This is a genomic window from Enterobacter sp. RIT637 (genome assembly GCF_019718755.1).
Taxonomy (GTDB): Bacteria; Pseudomonadota; Gammaproteobacteria; order Enterobacterales; family Enterobacteriaceae; genus Enterobacter.
In genome coordinates, this window is the sequence record NZ_JAIHAZ010000008.1 from 126,070 (window position 1) to 146,983 (window position 20,914).

General features: G+C 53.9%; 17 protein-coding genes. All 17 read left to right on the top strand.

Translation table 11 applies throughout. The features are described from left to right. The first annotated feature begins 56 nt into the window (after positions 1-56). Entirely contained in the window at positions 57-908 is an 852-nt protein-coding gene (tsf, locus tag K5E19_RS14030; RefSeq protein ID WP_006173611.1) for a translation elongation factor Ts, read from the top strand. A gap of 149 nt (positions 909-1,057) precedes the next feature. Then, complete coding sequence (pyrH, locus tag K5E19_RS14035) at positions 1,058-1,783, top strand: UMP kinase (RefSeq protein WP_006173609.1); 726 nt, start codon at positions 1,058-1,060, stop codon at positions 1,781-1,783. A 167-nt stretch (positions 1,784-1,950) separates the two neighbouring features. Then, positions 1,951-2,508 carry a ribosome recycling factor gene (frr, locus tag K5E19_RS14040; RefSeq protein WP_006173607.1) on the top strand — a complete coding sequence of 186 codons (558 nt, stop codon included), beginning with the start codon at positions 1,951-1,953 and terminating at the stop codon, positions 2,506-2,508. Positions 2,509-2,603: 95 nt separating this feature from the next. Continuing rightward, positions 2,604-3,803, top strand: a complete 1,200-nt coding sequence (gene ispC, locus K5E19_RS14045) for a 1-deoxy-D-xylulose-5-phosphate reductoisomerase (RefSeq protein WP_221551760.1) — start codon at positions 2,604-2,606, stop codon at positions 3,801-3,803. Positions 3,804-3,989: 186 nt separating this feature from the next. Then, the gene (gene ispU, locus K5E19_RS14050; RefSeq protein ID WP_089599138.1) at positions 3,990-4,748 is read left to right on the top strand and encodes a (2E,6E)-farnesyl-diphosphate-specific ditrans,polycis-undecaprenyl-diphosphate synthase; all 759 of its coding nucleotides are present in this window, start codon (positions 3,990-3,992) and stop codon (positions 4,746-4,748) included. Positions 4,749-4,760: 12 nt separating this feature from the next. Then, positions 4,761-5,618: a phosphatidate cytidylyltransferase gene (gene cdsA / locus K5E19_RS14055; protein ID WP_010426717.1), complete on the top strand. Its 858-nt coding sequence runs from the start codon at positions 4,761-4,763 to the stop codon at positions 5,616-5,618. Positions 5,619-5,629: 11 nt separating this feature from the next. Further along, a complete protein-coding gene (gene rseP, locus K5E19_RS14060; RefSeq protein WP_221551762.1) occupies positions 5,630-6,982 on the top strand; it encodes a sigma E protease regulator RseP in 1,353 nt (450 codons plus the stop codon). Positions 6,983-7,011: 29 nt separating this feature from the next. Continuing rightward, positions 7,012-9,429 carry an outer membrane protein assembly factor BamA gene (gene bamA / locus K5E19_RS14065; protein WP_221551764.1) on the top strand — a complete coding sequence of 806 codons (2,418 nt, stop codon included), beginning with the start codon at positions 7,012-7,014 and terminating at the stop codon, positions 9,427-9,429. Between the two features lie 122 nt (positions 9,430-9,551). Beyond that, positions 9,552-10,046: a molecular chaperone Skp gene (skp, locus tag K5E19_RS14070; RefSeq protein WP_010426710.1), complete on the top strand. Its 495-nt coding sequence runs from the start codon at positions 9,552-9,554 to the stop codon at positions 10,044-10,046. A gap of 3 nt (positions 10,047-10,049) precedes the next feature. Beyond that, a complete protein-coding gene (gene lpxD / locus K5E19_RS14075) occupies positions 10,050-11,075 on the top strand; it encodes a UDP-3-O-(3-hydroxymyristoyl)glucosamine N-acyltransferase (RefSeq protein ID WP_221551766.1) in 1,026 nt (341 codons plus the stop codon). A gap of 103 nt (positions 11,076-11,178) precedes the next feature. Beyond that, positions 11,179-11,634: a 3-hydroxyacyl-ACP dehydratase FabZ gene (fabZ, locus tag K5E19_RS14080; RefSeq protein WP_010426706.1), complete on the top strand. Its 456-nt coding sequence runs from the start codon at positions 11,179-11,181 to the stop codon at positions 11,632-11,634. Positions 11,635-11,637: 3 nt separating this feature from the next. Continuing rightward, positions 11,638-12,426, top strand: a complete 789-nt coding sequence (gene lpxA / locus K5E19_RS14085; protein WP_029741198.1) for an acyl-ACP--UDP-N-acetylglucosamine O-acyltransferase — start codon at positions 11,638-11,640, stop codon at positions 12,424-12,426. Beyond that, the gene (gene lpxB, locus K5E19_RS14090) at positions 12,426-13,574 is read left to right on the top strand and encodes a lipid-A-disaccharide synthase (protein ID WP_221551768.1); all 1,149 of its coding nucleotides are present in this window, start codon (positions 12,426-12,428) and stop codon (positions 13,572-13,574) included. Before lpxA ends, lpxB begins: the two co-directional genes overlap by 1 nt. Further along, complete coding sequence (gene rnhB, locus K5E19_RS14095) at positions 13,571-14,167, top strand: ribonuclease HII (protein WP_024907528.1); 597 nt, start codon at positions 13,571-13,573, stop codon at positions 14,165-14,167. Before lpxB ends, rnhB begins: the two co-directional genes overlap by 4 nt. 38 nt (positions 14,168-14,205) lie before the next feature. After that, positions 14,206-17,688 (top strand): DNA polymerase III subunit alpha, encoded by a 3,483-nt coding sequence (dnaE, locus tag K5E19_RS14100; RefSeq protein ID WP_221551770.1) that lies wholly within the window; start codon positions 14,206-14,208, stop codon positions 17,686-17,688. A 12-nt stretch (positions 17,689-17,700) separates the two neighbouring features. Beyond that, a complete protein-coding gene (accA, locus tag K5E19_RS14105) occupies positions 17,701-18,660 on the top strand; it encodes an acetyl-CoA carboxylase carboxyl transferase subunit alpha (protein WP_023310466.1) in 960 nt (319 codons plus the stop codon). A gap of 100 nt (positions 18,661-18,760) precedes the next feature. After that, positions 18,761-20,893, top strand: a complete 2,133-nt coding sequence (locus K5E19_RS14110; protein ID WP_221551772.1) for a lysine decarboxylase LdcC — start codon at positions 18,761-18,763, stop codon at positions 20,891-20,893. The last annotated feature ends 21 nt before the right edge of the window (positions 20,894-20,914 follow it).

Here is a 20,914-nt window from a genome sequence, read left to right on the forward strand (position 1 = left end):
CAATTTATACTGTTTGGCTTATGGCCGGGCAGTTCACATCTCCCGAGGATTTAAGAATGGCTGAAATTACCGCATCCCTGGTAAAAGAGCTGCGCGAGCGTACTGGCGCAGGCATGATGGATTGCAAAAAAGCGCTGACTGAAGCGAACGGCGACATTGAGCTGGCAATCGAAAACATGCGTAAATCCGGTGCGATCAAAGCAGCTAAGAAAGCAGGCAACGTTGCTGCTGACGGCGTGATCATCACTAAAATCGACGGCACCTACGGTATCATTCTGGAAGTTAACTGCCAGACTGACTTCGTTGCTAAAGATGGCGGTTTCCAGGCATTTGCGAACAAAGTACTGGACGCAGCTGTAGCGGGCAAAATCACCGACGTTGAAGTTCTGAAAGCACAGTTCGAAGAAGAGCGTGTTGCGCTGGTTGCTAAAATCGGTGAGAACATCAACATCCGTCGCGTATCTTCCCTGGAAGGTGACGTTCTGGGTTCTTACCAGCACGGCGCACGTATCGGTGTTCTGGTTGCGGCTAAAGGCGCTGATGAAGAGCTGGTTAAACAGCTGGCAATGCACATCGCTGCAAGCAAGCCTGAATTCGTTAAGCCAGAAGACGTGTCTGCTGAAGTGGTAGAGAAAGAGTACCAGGTTCAGCTGGACATCGCGATGCAGTCTGGTAAGCCTAAAGAAATCGCAGAGAAAATGGTTGAAGGCCGCATGAAGAAATTCACCGGCGAAGTTTCTCTGACTGGCCAGCCTTTCGTTATGGATCCAAGCAAGTCTGTTGCTCAGCTGCTGAAAGAGCACAACGCTGACGTAACTGGCTTCATCCGCTTCGAAGTGGGCGAAGGCATCGAGAAAGTTGAGACTGACTTCGCAGCAGAAGTTGCTGCAATGTCCAAGCAGTCTTAATGATTGAAAAGGAGCCGCCTGAGGGCGGCTTCTTTTTGTCACCCGTCATACAAAATCAGACAGGTTACTGTATCCCTGCGCTGGTTTGCGGCATAACATGTCGCCAGAATTAACCCCATCTTAATCGTTGACAGTCTCAGGAAAGAAACATGGCTACCAATGCAAAACCCGTGTACAAACGCATTCTGCTTAAGCTGAGTGGCGAAGCGCTGCAGGGAACGGAAGGCTTCGGTATTGACGCAAGCATCCTTGACCGCATGGCACAGGAAATCAAAGAACTGGTCGAACTGGGTATTCAGGTTGGCGTGGTCATTGGCGGTGGCAACCTTTTCCGTGGTGCTGGTCTGGCGAAAGCGGGGATGAACCGCGTTGTGGGCGACCACATGGGTATGCTGGCAACCGTGATGAATGGCCTGGCCATGCGTGATGCGCTCCATCGCGCCTATGTGAACGCCCGCCTGATGTCCGCTATTCCCCTGAACGGCGTGTGCGATAACTACAGCTGGGCAGAAGCCATCAGCCTGCTGCGCAACAACCGCGTGGTGATCCTCTCCGCCGGTACGGGTAACCCGTTCTTTACCACCGATTCCGCTGCCTGCCTGCGTGGTATCGAAATCGAAGCCGATGTGGTGCTGAAAGCCACCAAAGTGGATGGCGTGTTTACTGCCGATCCGGCAAAAGATCCGTCTGCGACCATGTACGATCAGCTGAGCTACAGCGAAGTGCTGGATAAAGAGCTGAAAGTTATGGATCTTGCCGCCTTCACGCTGGCTCGTGACCACAAACTGCCGATCCGTGTCTTCAACATGAACAAGCCGGGCGCACTGCGCCGCGTTGTTATGGGCGAAAAAGAAGGCACTTTGATCACGGAATAATTTCCGTCGGCGATAAATACAGGTAAGATTCCGCTTTACTTTGTAGTGGTATCTTACCCGGACGCGCCTTTGGCGTTGTCATGAATTAAACGCGACTATACTTAGCACACCTGTAGCGCTGTGCTGGCGGTTAGTCTGCCTGAGACAAGTTTTCAAGGATCCGTAACGTGATTAACGACATCAGAAAAGATGCTGAAGTACGCATGGATAAATGCGTAGAAGCGTTCAAAAACCAAATCAGCAAAATCCGTACTGGCCGTGCTTCTCCAAGCCTGCTGGATGGCATCATCGTAGAATACTACGGTACGCCAACTCCACTGCGTCAGCTGGCGAGCGTTACCGTAGAAGATACCCGTACGCTGAAAATCAACGTATTCGATCGTTCAATGAGCCCGGCTATTGAGAAAGCGATCATGGCGTCTGACCTCGGTCTGAACCCAAGCTCTGCGGGTGCTGACATCCGCGTTCCGCTGCCTGCGCTGACCGAAGAACGTCGTAAAGACCTGATCAAAGTGGTGCGCGGTGAAGCTGAGCAAGGTCGTGTTTCCGTACGTAACGTACGTCGCGACGCGAACGATAAAGTAAAAGCGCTGCTGAAAGAAAAAGAGATCAGTGAAGATGATGACCGTCGTTCCCAGGATGACGTGCAGAAGATGACTGACGCGGCTATCAAGAAAATTGATGCGGCGCTGGCAGATAAAGAAGCGGAACTGATGCAGTTCTGATTTCTGTCGTACACTGATAAACGCCGTTCAGGGGACGTTGTGTCTTACTGGCGGCGTTTTGCTTTTATCTGGTCTAACTTTTTTCCGGGCATCTCATGAAGCATTTAACACTCCTTGGCTCAACCGGCTCAATCGGTTGCAGCACTCTTGACGTGGTTCGCCATAATCCTGAAAGCTACACCGTGACCGCCCTCGTGGCCGGTAAAAACGTGCAGCGCATGGTGGAGCAGTGTCTGGAGTTTACGCCCCGCTTTGCGGTGATGGATGACGAAGAGAGTGCTCGCCAGGTGAAAGCGCTGCTGCAGGAAAAGGGCAGTCATACTGAGGTGCTCAGCGGTCAGCAGGCGGCATGCGAGATGGCGGCGCTGGATGAGGTCGATCAGGTGATGGCCGCCATCGTTGGGGCGGCTGGGCTTCTGCCAACGCTTGCTGCTATTGATGCCGGTAAAGATGTCCTGCTGGCGAATAAAGAGTCGCTGGTGACCTGCGGACGCCTGTTTATGGAGGCGGTCAAGCAGCGCGGGGCGCGTCTTTTACCGGTTGATAGCGAACACAACGCCATTTTTCAGAGTTTGCCGCAACCTTTTCAACAGAACCTGGGGTACGCTGACCTGGAGCAGAATGGCGTCGTGTCGATTCTGCTCACCGGGTCTGGTGGCCCGTTCCGTGAAACGCCACTGTCTGAACTGAGCGCAATGACGCCGGATCAGGCGTGCCGTCATCCGAACTGGTCGATGGGTCGTAAGATCTCCGTCGATTCAGCCACCATGATGAACAAAGGTCTGGAATACATTGAAGCGCGCTGGCTGTTTAATGCGTCAGCGAAACAGATGGAAGTGCTGATCCACCCGCAATCGGTGATTCACTCTATGGTGCGCTATCAGGATGGCAGCGTGCTTGCTCAGTTGGGCGAACCGGATATGCGCACGCCTATTGCTCACGCCATGGCGTGGCCAAACCGCGTAACATCCGGGGCAAAACCGCTCGATTTCTGCAAGCTGAGTTCACTGACCTTTAGCGAGCCTGATTACGACCGTTACCCGTGCCTGAAGCTCGCGATGACGGCCTTTGACCAGGGGCAGGCGGCGACGACGGCACTGAATGCAGCGAATGAAGTGACCGTTGAGGCATTTCTGAATCAGCAGATCCGCTTTACCGATATCGCAGCAATGAATCTTTCAGTGCTTGAATTGATGGATTTGCGCGAACCACAAAGCGTGGAAGAGGTGCTGGCGGTCGATGCAGAGGCTCGCATTGTTGCGCGTAAACAGGTGACACGTCTCGCAAGCTGGTGATAAAGCAGCCACTAGTCGTCGTGCTATTTGTTAGCGTTGTGCTTCAGTGATATAGTCTGCGCCACCTGATCGCAGGTATTTGACTTTATGTGGTCAGGTAAGCCGTGGTTTGACACGGCTTTTTTATGTATAGGCTTCAGTATTCCTGTGTACCGTTAAATCCTTTTCAGGGACTAAAAACGCGTTATGTTGTCTGCGAATCAACCAATGAGCGAAAACTTGCCAGCGCATGGCTGTCGTCATGTAGCAATCATCATGGATGGCAACGGCCGCTGGGCGAAAAGACAAGGGAAGATACGAGCCTTTGGGCATAAAGCGGGGGCGAAATCCGTTCGCCGCGCCGTTTCTTTTGCCGCCAATAACGGCATTGATGCGTTAACGCTCTATGCTTTTAGCAGTGAGAACTGGAATCGACCACCGCAGGAAGTGACTGCGTTGATGGAACTGTTTGTGTGGGCGCTCGATAGCGAAGTAAAAAGCCTGCACCGCCACAACGTCCGCCTGCGTATTATTGGCGAAACCAGTCGTTTTAACTCACGTTTGCAGGAACGGATTCGCAAAGCAGAAGCGCTGACGGAAAACAATACCGGCCTGACGCTCAATATCGCGGCGAATTACGGCGGACGCTGGGATATTATTCAGGGCGTTCGGCATCTTGCCGAGCAGGTTCAGGAAGGGCTGTTGAGACCCGACCAAATTGATGAAGAGGCGCTCAGTCGGCAAATCTGCATGAATGAACTGGCGCCTGTGGATTTGGTAATAAGGACAGGGGGAGAACACCGCATAAGTAACTTTTTGCTTTGGCAAATTGCCTACGCCGAACTTTACTTTACTGATGTTCTTTGGCCCGATTTTGATGAACAAGACTTTGAAGGTGCGCTGCATGCCTTTGCCAATCGAGAGCGTCGTTTCGGCGGCACCGAGCCTGGTGGCGACAAAGCCTGATGGGGGTAGCTTTTGCTGAAGTATCGCCTGATTTCCGCTTTTGTATTAATACCCATTGTCATTGCGGCGCTGTTTTTACTGCCCCCAGTGGGATTCGCGATTGTTACGCTCGTGGTGTGCATGCTTGCCGCCTGGGAATGGGGACAGTTTAGCGGCTTTACCTCGCGCACACAGCGGGTATGGCTGGCGGTGCTTTGCGGCTTTATCCTGGCCCTGATGCTGTTCACGTTGCCTGAATATCATCACGATATTCACCAACCGCTGGTTGCCGGATCCTTATGGATATCGCTGGCATGGTGGGTTGCTGCACTTGTGCTGGTGCTTTTTTATCCAGGTTCTGCGGCGCTGTGGCGAAATTCTAAAGTGTTGCGCCTTATTTTTGGTCTGCTCACAATTGTTCCATTTTTCTGGGGTATGGTCGCGCTGCGCGCCTGGCACTATGACGAAAACCACTATAGCGGTGCCCTCTGGCTGCTTTATGTGATGATTCTCGTCTGGGGGGCTGACTCTGGAGCCTATATGTTTGGTAAACTGTTCGGCAAACATAAACTGGCGCCGAAGGTTTCCCCGGGTAAAACCTGGCAAGGATTCATCGGCGGCCTGTTTACGGCGGCGATCATCTCCTGGGGTTATGGCCTCTGGGCGAATCTGGAGGTGGCACCGTCAACATTGCTGGTGTGCTCAATTTTCGCTGCGCTGGCCTCGGTGCTGGGTGATCTCACCGAAAGTATGTTCAAGCGTGAAGCAGGGATTAAAGACAGTGGTCACTTGATTCCAGGCCATGGCGGGATACTGGATCGTATTGACAGCCTGACGGCGGCTGTTCCAGTGTTTGCTTGCTTGCTTTTACTGGTATTCGGGACGATTTAACGGAAGGTTTTATGCTGAGCATTCTCTGGAATCTGGCGGCGTTCATTGTTGCACTGGGTGTGCTGATTACCGTGCATGAATTTGGCCATTTCTGGGTTGCTCGACGCTGTGGCGTGCGGGTGGAGAGATTCTCCATCGGGTTTGGTAAATCGCTCTGGAAGCGTACCGATCGCCATGGCACCGAGTTTGTCATCGCCCTTATTCCGCTGGGTGGCTATGTCAAAATGCTCGACGAACGCGTCGAGCCTGTTGCGCCAGAACTGAGACACAGCGCGTTTAACAACAAAACCGTTGGGCAACGTGCTGCCATCATTGCTGCCGGTCCGGTAGCCAATTTCATCTTTGCTATCTTTGCTTACTGGCTGGTGTTTATCATCGGTGTCCCTGGCGTGCGTCCGGTTGTCGGTGAAATTGCCCCTGGCTCTATCGCGGCGAGTGGGCAAATTGCACCTGGGATGGAACTTAAAGCGATTGATGGCATCGAAACCCCTGATTGGGATGCCGTGCGGTTGCAGCTGGTTGCGAAAATTGGTGATAAGAAGACGACTGTCAGCGTGTCGCCTTTTGGATCAGACCAGCGGCAGGAAAAAGTGCTGGATTTACGCCACTGGAGTTTCGAGCCCGACAAAGAAGATCCCGTTTCCGCTCTGGGGATTCGGCCGCGCAGCGCGCAAATCGAACCGGTATTAGCCGAAGTACAGGCTAACTCCGCAGCGAGTAAAGCGGGTTTGCAAGCGGGCGACAGGATCGTTAAAGTCGATGGTCAACCATTAACACAATGGATGACCTTTGTTACTCTGGTACGCGATAATCCGGGTACATCGCTCGCGCTGGAAGTGGAAAGACAGGGGAGTCCGCTCTCACTGACGCTGATTCCGGATACCAAATCGAGCAGCGGAAAGGCAGAAGGGTTTGCAGGCGTTGTGCCGAAAGTGATCCCACTGCCAGATGAGTACAAGACAATACGCCAGTATGGGCCGTTCAGCGCCATCCTTGAAGCCACGGATAAAACATGGCAACTGATGAAGCTAACGGTAAACATGTTGGGGAAATTGATAACCGGTGATGTGAAACTGAACAACCTCAGTGGGCCTATTTCGATTGCCCAAGGGGCTGGGATGTCAGCGGAGTTCGGGGTGATTTACTATCTCATGTTTCTCGCGCTCATTAGCGTGAACCTCGGGATAATCAACCTGTTCCCGCTTCCCGTATTAGACGGGGGCCATCTGCTGTTTTTAGCCATTGAAAAGCTAAAAGGCGGACCGGTATCCGAGCGAGTTCAAGACTTTAGTTATCGCATTGGCTCGATTTTGCTGGTGCTGTTAATGGGGCTTGCACTTTTCAATGATTTCTCTCGGTTGTAAGAGAGTGTTAGGAAGAACGCATAATAACGATGGCGATGAAAAAGTTGCTCATAGCGTCGCTGCTGTTTAGCAGCGCCACCGTATACGGTGCTGACGGGTTCGTAGTGAAAGACATTCATTTCGAAGGCCTCCAGCGTGTCGCCGTTGGTGCGGCCCTCCTCAGTATGCCTGTACGCCCCGGCGATACGGTTAATGATGATGATATCAGTAACACCATCCGTGCTCTGTTTGCCACCGGCAACTTTGAGGACGTTCGCGTCCTGCGCGATGGTGATACGCTGCTGGTACAGGTAAAAGAACGTCCAACGATCGCCAGTATCACCTTCTCCGGCAACAAGTCGGTGAAAGATGACATGCTCAAGCAAAACCTTGAAGCATCCGGTGTTCGTGTGGGGGAGTCCCTGGACCGCACAACCCTTGCAGACATTGAAAAAGGTCTGGAAGATTTCTATTACAGCGTCGGTAAATACAGCGCCAGCGTGAAAGCGGTAGTAACGCCGCTGCCGCGTAACCGTGTTGACCTGAAACTGGTCTTCCAGGAAGGTGTTTCTGCGAAGATCCAGCAGATCAACATCGTCGGCAACCACGCGTTCAGCACCGACGAACTGATCTCAACGTTCCAGCTGCGTGACGAAGTGCCGTGGTGGAACGTGGTGGGTGACCGTAAATACCAGAAACAGAAACTGGCAGGCGATCTTGAAACCCTGCGCAGCTATTATCTGGATCGCGGTTATGCCCGTTTCAACATTGATTCAACTCAGGTCAGTCTGACTCCGGACAAGAAAGGGATCTACATTACGGTTAACATCACAGAAGGCGATCAGTACAAGCTTTCTGGCGTTGAAGTAAGTGGAAACCTGGCGGGGCATTCTGCTGAGATCGAGTCGCTGACCAAAATTCAGCCGGGCGATCTGTATAGCGGTTCTAAAGTCACCAAAATGGAAGACAGCATTAAAAAGCTGCTCGGCCGCTATGGTTACGCCTATCCGCGCGTACAAACTCAGCCGGAAATCAACGACGCTGAGAAAACCGTTAAGCTGCACGTAAACGTTGATGCGGGTAACCGTTTCTACGTGCGTAAGATCCGCTTCGAAGGTAACGATACTTCTAAAGATTCCGTTCTGCGCCGCGAAATGCGCCAGATGGAAGGGGCGTGGTTGGGTAGCGACCTGGTTGACCAGGGTAAAGAGCGTCTGAATCGTCTGGGTTACTTCGAGACGGTTGATACGGATACCCAGCGTGTACCAGGCAGCCCGGATCAGGTTGATGTCGTCTATAAAGTAAAAGAGCGTAACACCGGTAGCTTCAACTTCGGTGTGGGCTACGGTACTGAAAGCGGTGTGAGCTTCCAGGTCGGTGTTCAGCAGGATAACTGGCTGGGCACGGGGTACTCCGTTGGTATCAACGGTACCAAAAACGACTACCAGACCTACTCTGAGTTTTCTGTCACAAACCCATACTTCACCGTTGACGGTGTGAGCCTGGGCGGTCGTATCTTCTATAACGACTTTAAAGCAGACGACGCAGATCTGTCCTCCTATACCAACAAGAGTTACGGTGTAGACGGTACGCTCGGCTTCCCGGTGAACGAATACAACACCCTGCGTGCAGGTTTAGGTTATGTGCATAACGACCTGTCCAACATGCAGCCGCAGGTGGCGATGTGGCGTTATCTGGATTCCATTGGCCAGTCGGCAAGTACGTCCAGCGATGACAACGGCTTCGCGGCGGATGACTTCACCTTCAACTACGGCTGGACATATAACCGCCTTGACCGTGGCTACTTCCCTACGGAAGGTTCTCGCGTCAACCTGAACGGTAAAGTGACCATTCCTGGCTCTGATAACGAGTTCTACAAGTTGACGCTGGACACGGCGTCTTACTTCCCAATTGATGATGACCACAAGTGGGTTGTCCTGGGTCGTACGCGTTGGGGTTACGGTGACGGGATTGGCAGTAAAGAGCTGCCATTCTATGAGAACTTCTATGCGGGTGGTTCCAGCACCGTGCGTGGCTTCCAGTCCAATAACATTGGTCCGAAAGCGGTCTACTACGGCGGTAATGACGAAGATAACTGCGCAAGCCGTGATTCAAAACAAGTGTGTAGCTCTGATGATGCAGTCGGCGGTAACGCTATGGCCGTGGCGAGCCTTGAGTTCATCACGCCTACGCCGTTTATCAGCGACAAGTACGCGAACTCTGTCCGTACCTCCTTCTTTATGGATGCGGGTACGGTGTGGGATACCAACTGGGAGAATACCGCCCAGATGCGTGCGGCAGGTGTTCCAGACTACAGCGATCCGGGCAACATTCGCATGTCCGCAGGTATCGCATTACAATGGATGTCACCGCTGGGGCCGTTGGTCTTCTCTTACGCCCAGCCGTTTAAGAAATACGATGGAGACAAAGCGGAGCAATTCCAGTTTAACATTGGTAAAACCTGGTAATAATTCGCTGCAATGGAATGCGTTGGCAGTGTAGCGCTGACAACTGGCGATCGGTAACACGATCGCCTTGCCACGCAAAGAACGGTACCTTCAGGTGCCAATGGGATGGTAAGGAGTTAATTGTGAAAAAGTGGTTATTAGCTGCAGGTCTCGGTTTAGCGATGGCAACTTCTGCTCAGGCAGCGGACAAAATCGCAATCGTCAACATGGGTAATTTGTTCCAGCAAGTTGCACAGAAAACGGGCGTTTCTGCAACGCTGGAGAACGAATTCAAAGGCCGTGCTAGCGAACTGCAACGTATGGAAGGCGACCTCCAGACTAAAATGCAGCGTCTGCAGCGCGATGGTTCTACCATGAAAGCAAGCGATCGCAGCAAGCTGGAAAAAGACGTAATGGCTCAGCGCCAGACCTTCTCCCAGAAAGCGCAGGCTTTCGAGCAGGATCGCCAGCGTCGTTCTAACGAAGAGCGCGGTAAACTGGTTACTCGCATTCAGTCTGCAGTTAAAGCTGTTGCTGCCGATCAGAGCATCGATCTGGTTGTTGATGCGAATGCCGTTGCTTTCAACAGCAGCGATGTTAAAGACATCACCGCTGATGTTCTGAAACAGGTTAAATAAGTAATGCCTTCAATTCGACTGGCTGATTTAGCTCAGCAGTTGGATGCAGAATTACACGGTGATGGCGATATCGTCATCACCGCTGTTGCGTCCATGCAATCTGCTAAAGCTGGCAACATCACTTTCATGGTAAGTCCTAAGTACCGTGAACACCTGGCTCAATGCCAGGCGTCTGCCGTTGTTCTGACGCAGGACGATCTTCCGTTTGCCACAGGCGCTGCTCTGGTAGTGAAAAATCCCTACCTGACGTATGCACGCATGGCCCAAATTCTTGATACCACGCCGCAGCCGGCGCAGAACATTGCGGCTAGCGCCTCAATTGATCCGACGGCTCAGCTGGGTAACAACGTTGCAGTTGGCGCAAACGCTGTCATTGAATCCGGCGTTGTGCTGGGTGACAACGTGGTGATTGGTCCAGGCTGCTTTGTTGGTAAAAATACGAAGATTGGTGCAGGGTCCCGCTTATGGGCTAATGTATCTGTCTACCACGAGGTTGAGATTGGCGAAAATTGCCTTGTTCAATCCAGTACGGTGATTGGTTCCGACGGTTTTGGTTACGCCAACGATCGGGGGAACTGGGTTAAGATCCCACAGTTGGGTCGCGTGATTATCGGCGATCGTGTTGAGATCGGTGCCTGTACCACTATTGACCGCGGTGCGCTTGACGACACCATTATTGGCAATGGTGTTATCATTGATAACCAGTGCCAGATTGCACATAACGTTGTGATTGGCGACAATACCGCAGTTGCAGGCGGCGTGATCATGGCAGGCAGCCTCAAAATTGGCCGTTACTGCATGATTGGCGGTGCCAGCGTGATCAACGGCCATATGGAAATATGCGACAAAGTGACGGTGACAGGTATGGGCATGGTTATGCGTCCTATCACTGAACCTGGCGTCTATTCCTCAGGCATTCCGCTGCAACCGAACAAGGTCTGGCGTAAAACAGCTGCTCTGGTGATGAATATTGATGATATGAGCAAGCGTCTCAAAGCGATTGAGCGCAAAATCGATCAACAAGACTAAGCGTTCATCCGTTTAACGCTAATTTTCCCGGCCTGTCGGCTTTTTTATAAACCGGCAGGCCGTGTTATTATTGCTACTTAGTACATTTGACAGGAAGAGTATTTTGACTACTGACACTCATACTCTGCATATTGAAGAGATTTTAGAACTTCTGCCGCACCGCTACCCGTTTTTGCTGGTAGACCGTGTGCTGGATTTTGAAGAAGGTCGTTTTCTGCGCGCAGTGAAAAATGTCTCCGTAAACGAGCCTTTCTTCCAGGGACACTTCCCTGGTAAGCCGATCTTCCCGGGTGTGTTGATCCTGGAAGCAATGGCACAGGCAACCGGTATTCTGGCGTTTAAAAGCGTAGGTAAACTGGAGCCGGGTGAACTCTATTACTTCGCAGGTATCGATGAAGCGCGCTTTAAGCGTCCAGTCGTGCCTGGTGATCAGATGATCATGGAAGTCACTTTTGAAAAAACGCGTCGTGGCCTGACTCGCTTCAAAGGCGTAGCTCTGGTTGACGGCAAAGTTGTTTGCGAAGCGACGATGATGTGTGCTCGTAGCCGGGAGTCCTGATACGTGATTGATAAATCTGCCTTTATTCATCCTACTGCCATTGTGGAAACCGGTGCCATCATTGGTGCTAACGTCCACGTTGGCCCGTTCTGTATTGTTGGACCCCATGTCGAAATTGGTGAGGGTACAGTACTGAAATCTCACGTTGTGGTGAATGGTCACACGACCATCGGCTGCAATAACGAGATTTATCAGTTCGCTTCCATCGGTGAAGTTAACCAGGATCTGAAATATGCTGGTGAATCGACCCGTCTGGAAATTGGCGATCGTAACCGTATTCGCGAAAGCGTCACCATTCATCGTGGAACAGTACAGGGCGGTGGGTTGACGAAGGTAGGCAGCGACAACCTGTTTATGGTTAATGCGCATATCGCGCACGACTGTACCGTGGGTGACCGCTGTATCCTCGCCAACAACGCAACGCTGGCGGGACACGTATCGGTTGATGATTTCGCAATTATCGGTGGCATGACCGCAGTTCATCAGTTCTGCATCATTGGTGCACACGTGATGGTCGGCGGCTGCTCAGGTGTGGCGCAAGACGTCCCACCTTACGTTATTGCGCAGGGTAACCATGCCACGCCGTTTGGCGTGAACATCGAAGGCCTCAAGCGTCGTGGCTTTAGCCGCGAAGCGATTACAGCCATCCGCAACGCGTACAAACTGCTGTACCGTAGCGGGAAAACGCTGGAAGAGGCGAAGCCGGAAATTGCCGAACTGGCGAATAAGCACCCGGAAGTGAACGCGTTCATGGAATTCTTTGACCGTTCAACAAGGGGTCTGATTCGTTAATGGTCGACAGTCGTCCGCTTACGATAGCCCTGGTCGCCGGAGAAACCTCCGGCGATATTCTTGGTGCCGGTCTCATCCGCGCGCTAAAAGCTCGTGTACCTAATGCGCGCTTTGTCGGCGTTGCTGGCCCACTGATGCAGGCCGAAGGCTGTGAAGCCTGGTATGAGATGGAAGAGCTCGCCGTGATGGGCATCGTTGAGGTCCTGGGGCGTCTGCGCCGTTTGCTGCATATTCGTGCCGATCTCACCCGCCGTTTTACCGACCTCAAACCTGATGTGTTTGTCGGTATCGATGCGCCTGATTTCAACATAACCCTTGAAGGGAATTTGAAAAAGCAGGGGATCAAAACCATTCATTACGTCAGTCCGTCCGTCTGGGCGTGGCGACAGAAACGCGTTTTCAAAATCGGACGGTCCACCAACCTGGTGCTGGCTTTCCTGCCTTTCGAAAAAGCGTTTTACGACAGATTTAATGTTCCGTGCCGTTTTATCGGTCATACCATGGCGGATGCGATGCCATTGGATCCGGATAAAAACGCGGCGCGCGACGCGCTGGGCATCCCGCATGATGTGCACTGCCTGGCGCTGCTGCCGGGTAGCCGTGGCGCTGAAGTTGAAATGCTGAGCGCCGATTTCCTCAAAACAGCGCAAATTCTTCGCCATACCTATCCCGATCTTGAAGTGGTCGTGCCGCTGGTGAATGCCAAACGCCGCGAGCAGTTTGAGCGCATCAAAGCGGAAGTTGCCCCGGATCTTCACGTCCGTCTTCTGGACGGAAAAGGGCGTGAAGCGATGTATGCGAGCGATGCCGCGCTGCTGGCCTCCGGTACGGCGGCGCTGGAGTGTATGCTGGCGAAATGCCCGATGGTGGTCGGTTATCGCATGAAGCCGTTCACCTTCTGGCTGGCAAAACGTCTGGTGAAAACGGATTATGTCTCCCTGCCAAACCTGCTTGCCGGTCGCGAGCTGGTGAAAGAGCTGTTGCAGGATGAGTGCCAGCCGCAGGCGCTCGCGGATGCACTGCTGCCGCTGCTGGCAAACGGCAAGACCAGCCACCAGATGCACGATACCTTCCGCGAACTGCATCAACTGATCCGCTGTAATGCTGATGAGCAAGCGGCGGATGCGGTGCTGGAGCTAGCAAAATGATGGAATTTGTTTATCCTCACACTCGCCTTGTGGCGGGCGTCGACGAAGTGGGCCGTGGTCCGTTAGTGGGGGCTGTGGTGACCGCCGCGGTGATCCTCGATCCGGCTCGTCCGATTATCGGACTGAACGACTCTAAAAAATTGTCTGAAAAGCGCCGGCTGGCGCTGTTTAGTGAGATTCAGGAGAAGGCGCTGGCCTGGAGCCTGGGGCGCGCTGAACCGCATGAAATAGACGAGCTGAATATTTTGCATGCCACGATGCTGGCGATGCAGCGTGCGGTAGCGGGCCTGAAAATTTCCCCGGAATATGTCCTGATTGACGGCAACCGCTGTCCGGCATTGCCTATGCCTTCGATGGCGGTCGTCAAAGGCGATAGCCGGGTCGCAGAAATTAGCGCAGCTTCTATTATTGCCAAAGTGACGCGCGACGCCGAAATGGCCGCGCTGGACCTCACTTACCCGCAGTATGGTTTTGCCCAGCATAAGGGGTATCCCACACCTTTCCATCTGGAAAGGCTGGCTGAACATGGCGCAACCGAACACCACCGTCGTAGCTTTGGCCCGGTGAAACGCGCGCTGGGACGGGTGTCCTGAATCAATACGCAAGCAATTAAGTAACGCGGAATCTGAAGATGGCTGAACCACGTTTCGTACACCTGCGGGTGCATAGCGACTACTCCATGATCGATGGGCTGGCAAAGACCGGACCGCTGGTAAAAAAGGCGGCCGCGCTTGGCATGCCTGCGCTGGCGATCACCGATTTTACCAACCTGTGTGGCCTGGTGAAGTTCTACGGAACCGCGCATGGCGCCGGGTTAAAGCCAATTGTCGGCGCGGATTTTCATGTCCAGAGCGAGCTGCTCGGCGATGAGATGACGCAGATCTCCGTGTTGGCGATGAACAACACCGGTTATCAGAACCTTACCCTGCTTATCTCTAAAGCCTATCAGCGTGGATATGGTGCGATGGGTCCGTGGATCGACCGTGACTGGCTGGCAGAGCTGAACGAAGGCCTGCTGCTGATTTCCGGCGGTCGCATGGGCGATGTCGGCAAGTGTCTGCTGCGCGGCAACAGTGCGCTGGTGGATCAGTGCGTCTCGTTCTACGAAGAGTATTTCCCGGATCGCTACTATCTCGAGCTGATCCGCACCGGGCGTGCGGACGAAGAGAGCTATCTGCATGCCGCCGTGGCGCTTGCCGAAGAGCGTGGTTTGCCTGTGGTGGCCACCAACGATGTCCGTTTCCTCGAAGCGGGCGATTTCGACGCACATGAAATTCGCGTGGCAATCCATGATGGCTTCACCCTCGACGATCCTAAACGTCCGCGTAACTACTCCTCTCAGCAGTATATGCGCAACGAAGAGGAGATGTGTGAGCTCTTCTCGGACATCCCGGAAGCGCTGGAAAACAGCGTTGAAATAGCAAAGCGCTGTAACGTCACCGTGCGTCTCGGCGAGTACTTCCTGCCGCAGTTCCCGACGGGTGATATGACCACGGAAGATTTCCTGGTCGTAAAATCGAAGGAAGGTCTGGAAGAGCGTCTGGAATTCCTGTTCCCGGATGAAGCCGTTCGCAAAGAGAAACGCCCACCGTACGATGAACGTCTGGATATTGAACTCCAGGTGATCAACCAGATGGGTTTCCCCGGCTACTTCCTGATCGTTATGGAGTTTATCCAGTGGTCGAAGGATAACGGCGTGCCGGTAGGCCCGGGCCGTGGTTCCGGTGCGGGATCGCTTGTGGCCTATGCGCTTAAAATTACCGATCTCGACCCTCTGGAATTTGACCTGCTGTTCGAACGCTTCCTTAACCCGGAACGTGTTTCCATGCCCGACTTTGACGTCGACTTCTGCATGGAGAAACGTGACCAGGTGATCGAGCACGTCGCCGATATGTACGGCCGTGATGCGGTATCGCAGATTATTACCTTCGGTACGATGGCGGCGAAAGCGGTTATCCGTGACGTCGGCCGCGTGCTGGGCCACCCGTACGGGTTTGTCGATCGTATTTCTAAGCTGGTGCCGCCCGATCCGGGCATGACGCTGGCAAAAGCGTTTGAGGCCGAGCCTCAGTTGCCGGAGATTTACGAAGCCGACGAAGAAGTCAAAGCCCTGATCGACATGGCGCGCAAGCTGGAAGGCGTCACGCGTAACGCCGGTAAGCATGCGGGGGGCGTGGTTATCGCCCCGACCAAAATTACCGACTTCGCGCCGCTTTACTGCGATGAAGCGGGCCAGCACCCGGTTACCCAGTTCGATAAGAACGACGTAGAATACGCCGGGCTGGTGAAGTTCGACTTCCTTGGCCTGCGTACGTTGACGATCATCGACTGGGCGTTGAAGATGATCAACCCGCGCCGGGAAAAGCAAGGCCTTGAGCCAATAGACATCGCTGCCATCCCGCTGGATGACAAAAAAAGTTTCGACATGCTGCAGCGCTCGGAGACTACCGCCGTCTTCCAGCTTGAATCCCGCGGCATGAAAGATCTGATTAAACGTCTGCAGCCTGACTGCTTCGAAGATATGATCGCACTGGTGGCCCTGTTCCGTCCGGGCCCGCTGCAGTCGGGGATGGTAGATAACTTTATTGACCGTAAGCACGGGCGCGAAGAGATTTCCTATCCGGACGTTCAGTGGCAGCACGAAAGCCTGAAGCCGGTGCTGGAGCCAACCTACGGCATCATCCTGTATCAGGAACAGGTGATGCAGATTGCCCAGGTGCTTTCCGGCTATACGCTCGGCGGCGCGGACATGCTGCGTCGTGCGATGGGTAAGAAAAAGCCGGAAGAGATGGCCAAGCAGCGCTCTATCTTTGAAGACGGGGCGAAGAAAAACGGCGTAGACGGCGAGCTGGCGATGAAAATCTTCGACCTGGTGGAGAAATTCGCCGGGTACGGATTTAACAAATCCCACTCCGCCGCCTATGCTTTGGTGTCGTATCAAACGCTGTGGCTGAAAGCGCACTATCCTGCTGAGTTTATGGCGGCGGTAATGACGGCCGATATGGACAACACCGAGAAGGTGGTTGGCCTGGTGGACGAATGCTGGCGCATGGGGCTGAAGATCCTGCCGCCGGACATTAACTCGGGGCTCTACCATTTCCACGTCAACGACGACGGGGAGATCGTGTACGGGATCGGCGCGATCAAAGGCGTGGGTGAAGGCCCGATCGAGGCGATCATCGAAGCGCGTAACAACGGCGGGTATTTCCGCGAGCTGTTCGATCTTTGCGCCCGTACCGATACCAAAAAGCTGAACCGCCGCGTGCTGGAAAAACTGATCATGTCCGGGGCGTTTGACAGGCTGGGACCGCACCGCGCCGCGCTGATGAACTCGCTGGGCGACGCCCTGAAAGCGGCGGACCAGCATGCAAAAGCGGAAGCCATTGGTCAGGCGGATATGTTTGGCGTACTGGCGGAAGAGCCAGAGCAGATCGAGCAGTCTTATTCCAACTGCCAGCCGTGGCCAGAACAGGTGGTACTGGATGGGGAGCGTGAAACGTTAGGCTTGTACCTGACGGGGCACCCGATCAACCAGTACATCAAAGAAATTGAGCGCTATGTCGGCGGCCACAGGCTAAAAGACATGCATCCGACAGATCGTGGTAAAATCACCACGGCTGCGGGGCTTGTGATTGCTGCAAGGGTAATGGTCACCAAGCGCGGCAATCGTATCGGCATCTGTACGCTGGATGACCGTTCCGGGCGTCTGGAGGTGATGTTATTCACCGACGCGCTGGATAAATACCAGCAATTGCTGGAAAAAGACCGCATACTTATCGTCAGCGGACAGGTCAGCTTTGATGACTTCAGCGGGGGGCTTAAAATGACCGCCCGCGAAGTGATGGACATTGACGAAGCCCGGGAAAAATATGCTCGCGGGCTTGCTATCTCGCTGACGGACAGGCAAATTGATGACCAGCTTTTAAACCGACTCCGTCAGTCTCTGGAACCCCACCGCTCGGGGACCATTCCAGTACATCTCTACTATCAGAGGGCGGATGCACGTGCGCGGTTGCGCTTTGGTGCAACGTGGCGTGTCTCTCCGAGCGATCGTTTACTGAACGATCTCCGTGGCCTCATTGGTTCGGAGCAGGTGGAACTGGAGTTTGACTAATACAGGAATACTATGAGTCTGAATTTCCTTGATTTCGAACAGCCGATTGCAGAGCTGGAAGCGAAAATCGATTCTCTGACAGCGGTAAGCCGTCAGGATGAAAAACTGGATATTAACATCGACGAAGAAGTGCATCGTCTCCGCGAGAAAAGCGTAGAACTGACGCGCAAAATCTTTGCCGATCTCGGCGCATGGCAGGTGGCCCAGCTGGCACGCCATCCACAGCGTCCGTACACCCTGGATTATGTCCGCCTGGCGTTTGACGAATTTGACGAACTGGCAGGCGATCGCGCATACGCTGACGATAAAGCTATCGTTGGCGGTATCGCGCGTCTGGACGGACGTCCGGTGATGATCATTGGTCATCAGAAAGGCCGTGAAACCAAAGAGAAAATCCGTCGTAACTTCGGTATGCCAGCACCAGAAGGCTACCGTAAGGCCCTGCGTCTGATGGAGATGGCTGAGCGTTTCAACATGCCAATCATCACCTTCATCGACACCCCAGGTGCATACCCTGGCGTGGGCGCGGAAGAGCGCGGTCAGTCTGAAGCCATCGCGCGCAACCTGCGCGAGATGTCTCGTCTGAAGGTGCCGGTCATCTGTACCGTTATCGGCGAGGGTGGTTCCGGCGGTGCGCTGGCGATTGGCGTGGGCGATAAAGTGAATATGCTGCAGTACAGCACCTATTCCGTTATCTCCCCGGAAGGCTGCGCGTCCATTCTGTGGAAAAGCGCCGACAAAGCGCCGCTGGCTGCAGAAGCGATGGGCATCATTGCGCCGCGCCTGAAAGAGCTTAAGCTGATCGACTCCATCATCCCGGAACCGCTGGGTGGTGCGCATCGTAAGCCGGAAGTGATGGCCGCTTCCCTGAAAGCTCAGCTGCTGGCTGACCTGGCGGATCTGGACGTGCTGAGCAAAGACGATCTGCTCAACCGTCGCTACCAGCGTCTGATGACCTACGGTTACGCGTAAGCTTCACAATTATCTGAAAAGCCGCACACTGTTGCGGCTTTTTTTATACCTGCGGTTTAGCCGATCTATGCTTAGCTAATGTTTTTTAAGGAGTAAGCCCATGAATATCATTGCCATTATGGGGCCACATGGCGTCTTTTATAAAGATGAGCCGATTAAGGAGCTGGAGCAAGCCCTGCAATCGCGCGGGTATCAGCTGATCTGGCCGCACAACAGTGCCGACCTGCTGAAGTTTATCGAGCACAATCCGCGTATCTGCGGCGTGATCTTCGACTGGGATGAATATGACCTCGAACTGTGCAGCGATATCAACAAGCTGAACGAGTATCTCCCGCTGTATGCGTTCATCAATACCCACTCAACGATGGACGTTAGCGCCAATGATATGCGAATGGCGCTGTGGTTCTTCGAATATTCGCTCGGCGTGGCGGACGATATTGCAACCCGTATTCAGCAGTACACGGGGGAATATCTTGATAACATCACGCCGCCGTTTACCCGCGCGCTCTTCACCTACGTGAAAGAGGGCAAATATACCTTCTGTACGCCCGGCCATATGGCGGGAACGGCCTATCAAAAAAGCCCGGTGGGCTGTCTGTTCTATGATTTCTTCGGCGGCAACACGTTGAAAGCGGACGTGTCGATTTCAGTCACCGAATTAGGCTCTCTGCTGGATCACACCGGCCCGCATCTTGAAGCTGAAGAGTATATCGCCCGTACCTTTGGCGCAGAGCAGAGCTATATGGTGACCAACGGCACCTCGACCTCGAACAAAATCGTCGGGATGTACGCAGCCCCTGCAGGCAGTACCTTGCTGATTGACCGTAACTGCCATAAATCGCTGGCGCATCTGCTGATGATGAGCGACGTCGTGCCGCTCTGGCTGTCACCCACGCGCAACGCGCTCGGTATTCTTGGCGGCATTCCGCGCCGGGAGTTCACCCATGAAGCCATTGAAGGTAAGGTTGCGGCAATTCCTGGCGCAAGCTGGCCTGTCCATGCGGTGATCACTAACTCCACCTACGACGGCCTGCTGTACAACACCAACTGGATCAAAAAGACGCTCGACGTGCCGTCGATCCACTTCGATTCCGCATGGGTACCCTACACCAACTTCCACCCGATTTATTCGGGTAAAAGTGGGATGAGCGGTGAGCGCGTGCCGGGCAAAGTGTTCTTCGAAACGCAGTCGACGCATAAAATGCTGGCCGCGTTTTCGCAGGCTTCGTTGATCCACATTAAAGGTGAGTATGACGAAGATACGTTTAACGAAGCCTTTATGATGCACACCACCACCTCGCCGAGCTATCCGCTGGTTGCCTCGATTGAAACGGCGGCAGCTATGCTGCGCGGCAATCCGGGCAAACGCCTGATCAACCGCTCGGTGGAGCGCGCGCTGCATTTCCGCAAAGAAATTCAGCGGCTGAAAGATGAAGCCGACGGCTGGTTCTTTGATATCTGGCAGCCGGAAGAGATTGATGAAGCAGAATGCTGGCCCGTCTTGCCCGGCGAAGGCTGGCATGGTTTCCGGGATGCCGATGCCGACCACATGTTCCTCGATCCGGTCAAAGTGACGATCCTGACGCCGGGCATGGACGAGCAGGGCGTTATGGGTGATGAAGGGATCCCCGCCGCGCTGGTGGCGAAGTTCCTGGACGAGCGCGGCGTGGTGGTGGAGAAAACCGGGCCGTATAACCTGCTGTTCCTGTTCAGCATCGGGATCGACAAAACCCGCGCGATGGGGTTGTTGCGCGGCCTGATGGAGTTTAAGCGCGCCTACGATCTCAACCTGCGGGTGAAGAACATGCTCCCGGATCTCTACGCAGAGGATCCTGACTTCTACCGTAATATGCGTATTCAGGATCTGGCTCAGGGGATCCACAAGCTGATCCGCCAGCACGACCTGCCGCGCCTGATGCTGCAGGCGTTTGATGTCCTACCGGAGATGAAACTCACGCCGCACAAAGCGTGGCAGAGGCAGGTGAAAGGTGAGGTGGAAACCATCGAGTTGGAAAATTTGGTCGGGCGGGTGTCGGCCAACATGATCCTGCCTTATCCACCGGGCGTTCCGCTCCTGATGCCGGGAGAGATGATTACCGAAGAGAGCCGGGCGGTGCTCGATTTCCTGCTGATGCTCTGTTCGGTAGGGCGTCACTATCCCGGTTTTGAGACGGATATCCACGGTGCGAAGCGCGATGAGCAGGGCGTGTACTGGGTGCGAGTCCTAAAATAAAGGTGACCGCTTGCAAGGTTC

Coding starts and splice junctions, on each gene's coding strand:
- tsf (WP_006173611.1), top strand. CDS start 57: ATGGCTGAAATTACCGCATCCCTGGTAAAAGAGCTGCGCGAGCGTACT.
- pyrH (WP_006173609.1), top strand. CDS start 1,058: ATGGCTACCAATGCAAAACCCGTGTACAAACGCATTCTGCTTAAGCTG.
- ispC (WP_221551760.1), top strand. CDS start 2,604: ATGAAGCATTTAACACTCCTTGGCTCAACCGGCTCAATCGGTTGCAGC.
- ispU (WP_089599138.1), top strand. CDS start 3,990: ATGTTGTCTGCGAATCAACCAATGAGCGAAAACTTGCCAGCGCATGGC.
- rseP (WP_221551762.1), top strand. CDS start 5,630: ATGCTGAGCATTCTCTGGAATCTGGCGGCGTTCATTGTTGCACTGGGT.
- bamA (WP_221551764.1), top strand. CDS start 7,012: ATGGCGATGAAAAAGTTGCTCATAGCGTCGCTGCTGTTTAGCAGCGCC.
- lpxD (WP_221551766.1), top strand. CDS start 10,050: ATGCCTTCAATTCGACTGGCTGATTTAGCTCAGCAGTTGGATGCAGAA.
- lpxB (WP_221551768.1), top strand. CDS start 12,426: ATGGTCGACAGTCGTCCGCTTACGATAGCCCTGGTCGCCGGAGAAACC.
- rnhB (WP_024907528.1), top strand. CDS start 13,571: ATGATGGAATTTGTTTATCCTCACACTCGCCTTGTGGCGGGCGTCGAC.
- dnaE (WP_221551770.1), top strand. CDS start 14,206: ATGGCTGAACCACGTTTCGTACACCTGCGGGTGCATAGCGACTACTCC.
- accA (WP_023310466.1), top strand. CDS start 17,701: ATGAGTCTGAATTTCCTTGATTTCGAACAGCCGATTGCAGAGCTGGAA.
- K5E19_RS14110 (WP_221551772.1), top strand. CDS start 18,761: ATGAATATCATTGCCATTATGGGGCCACATGGCGTCTTTTATAAAGAT.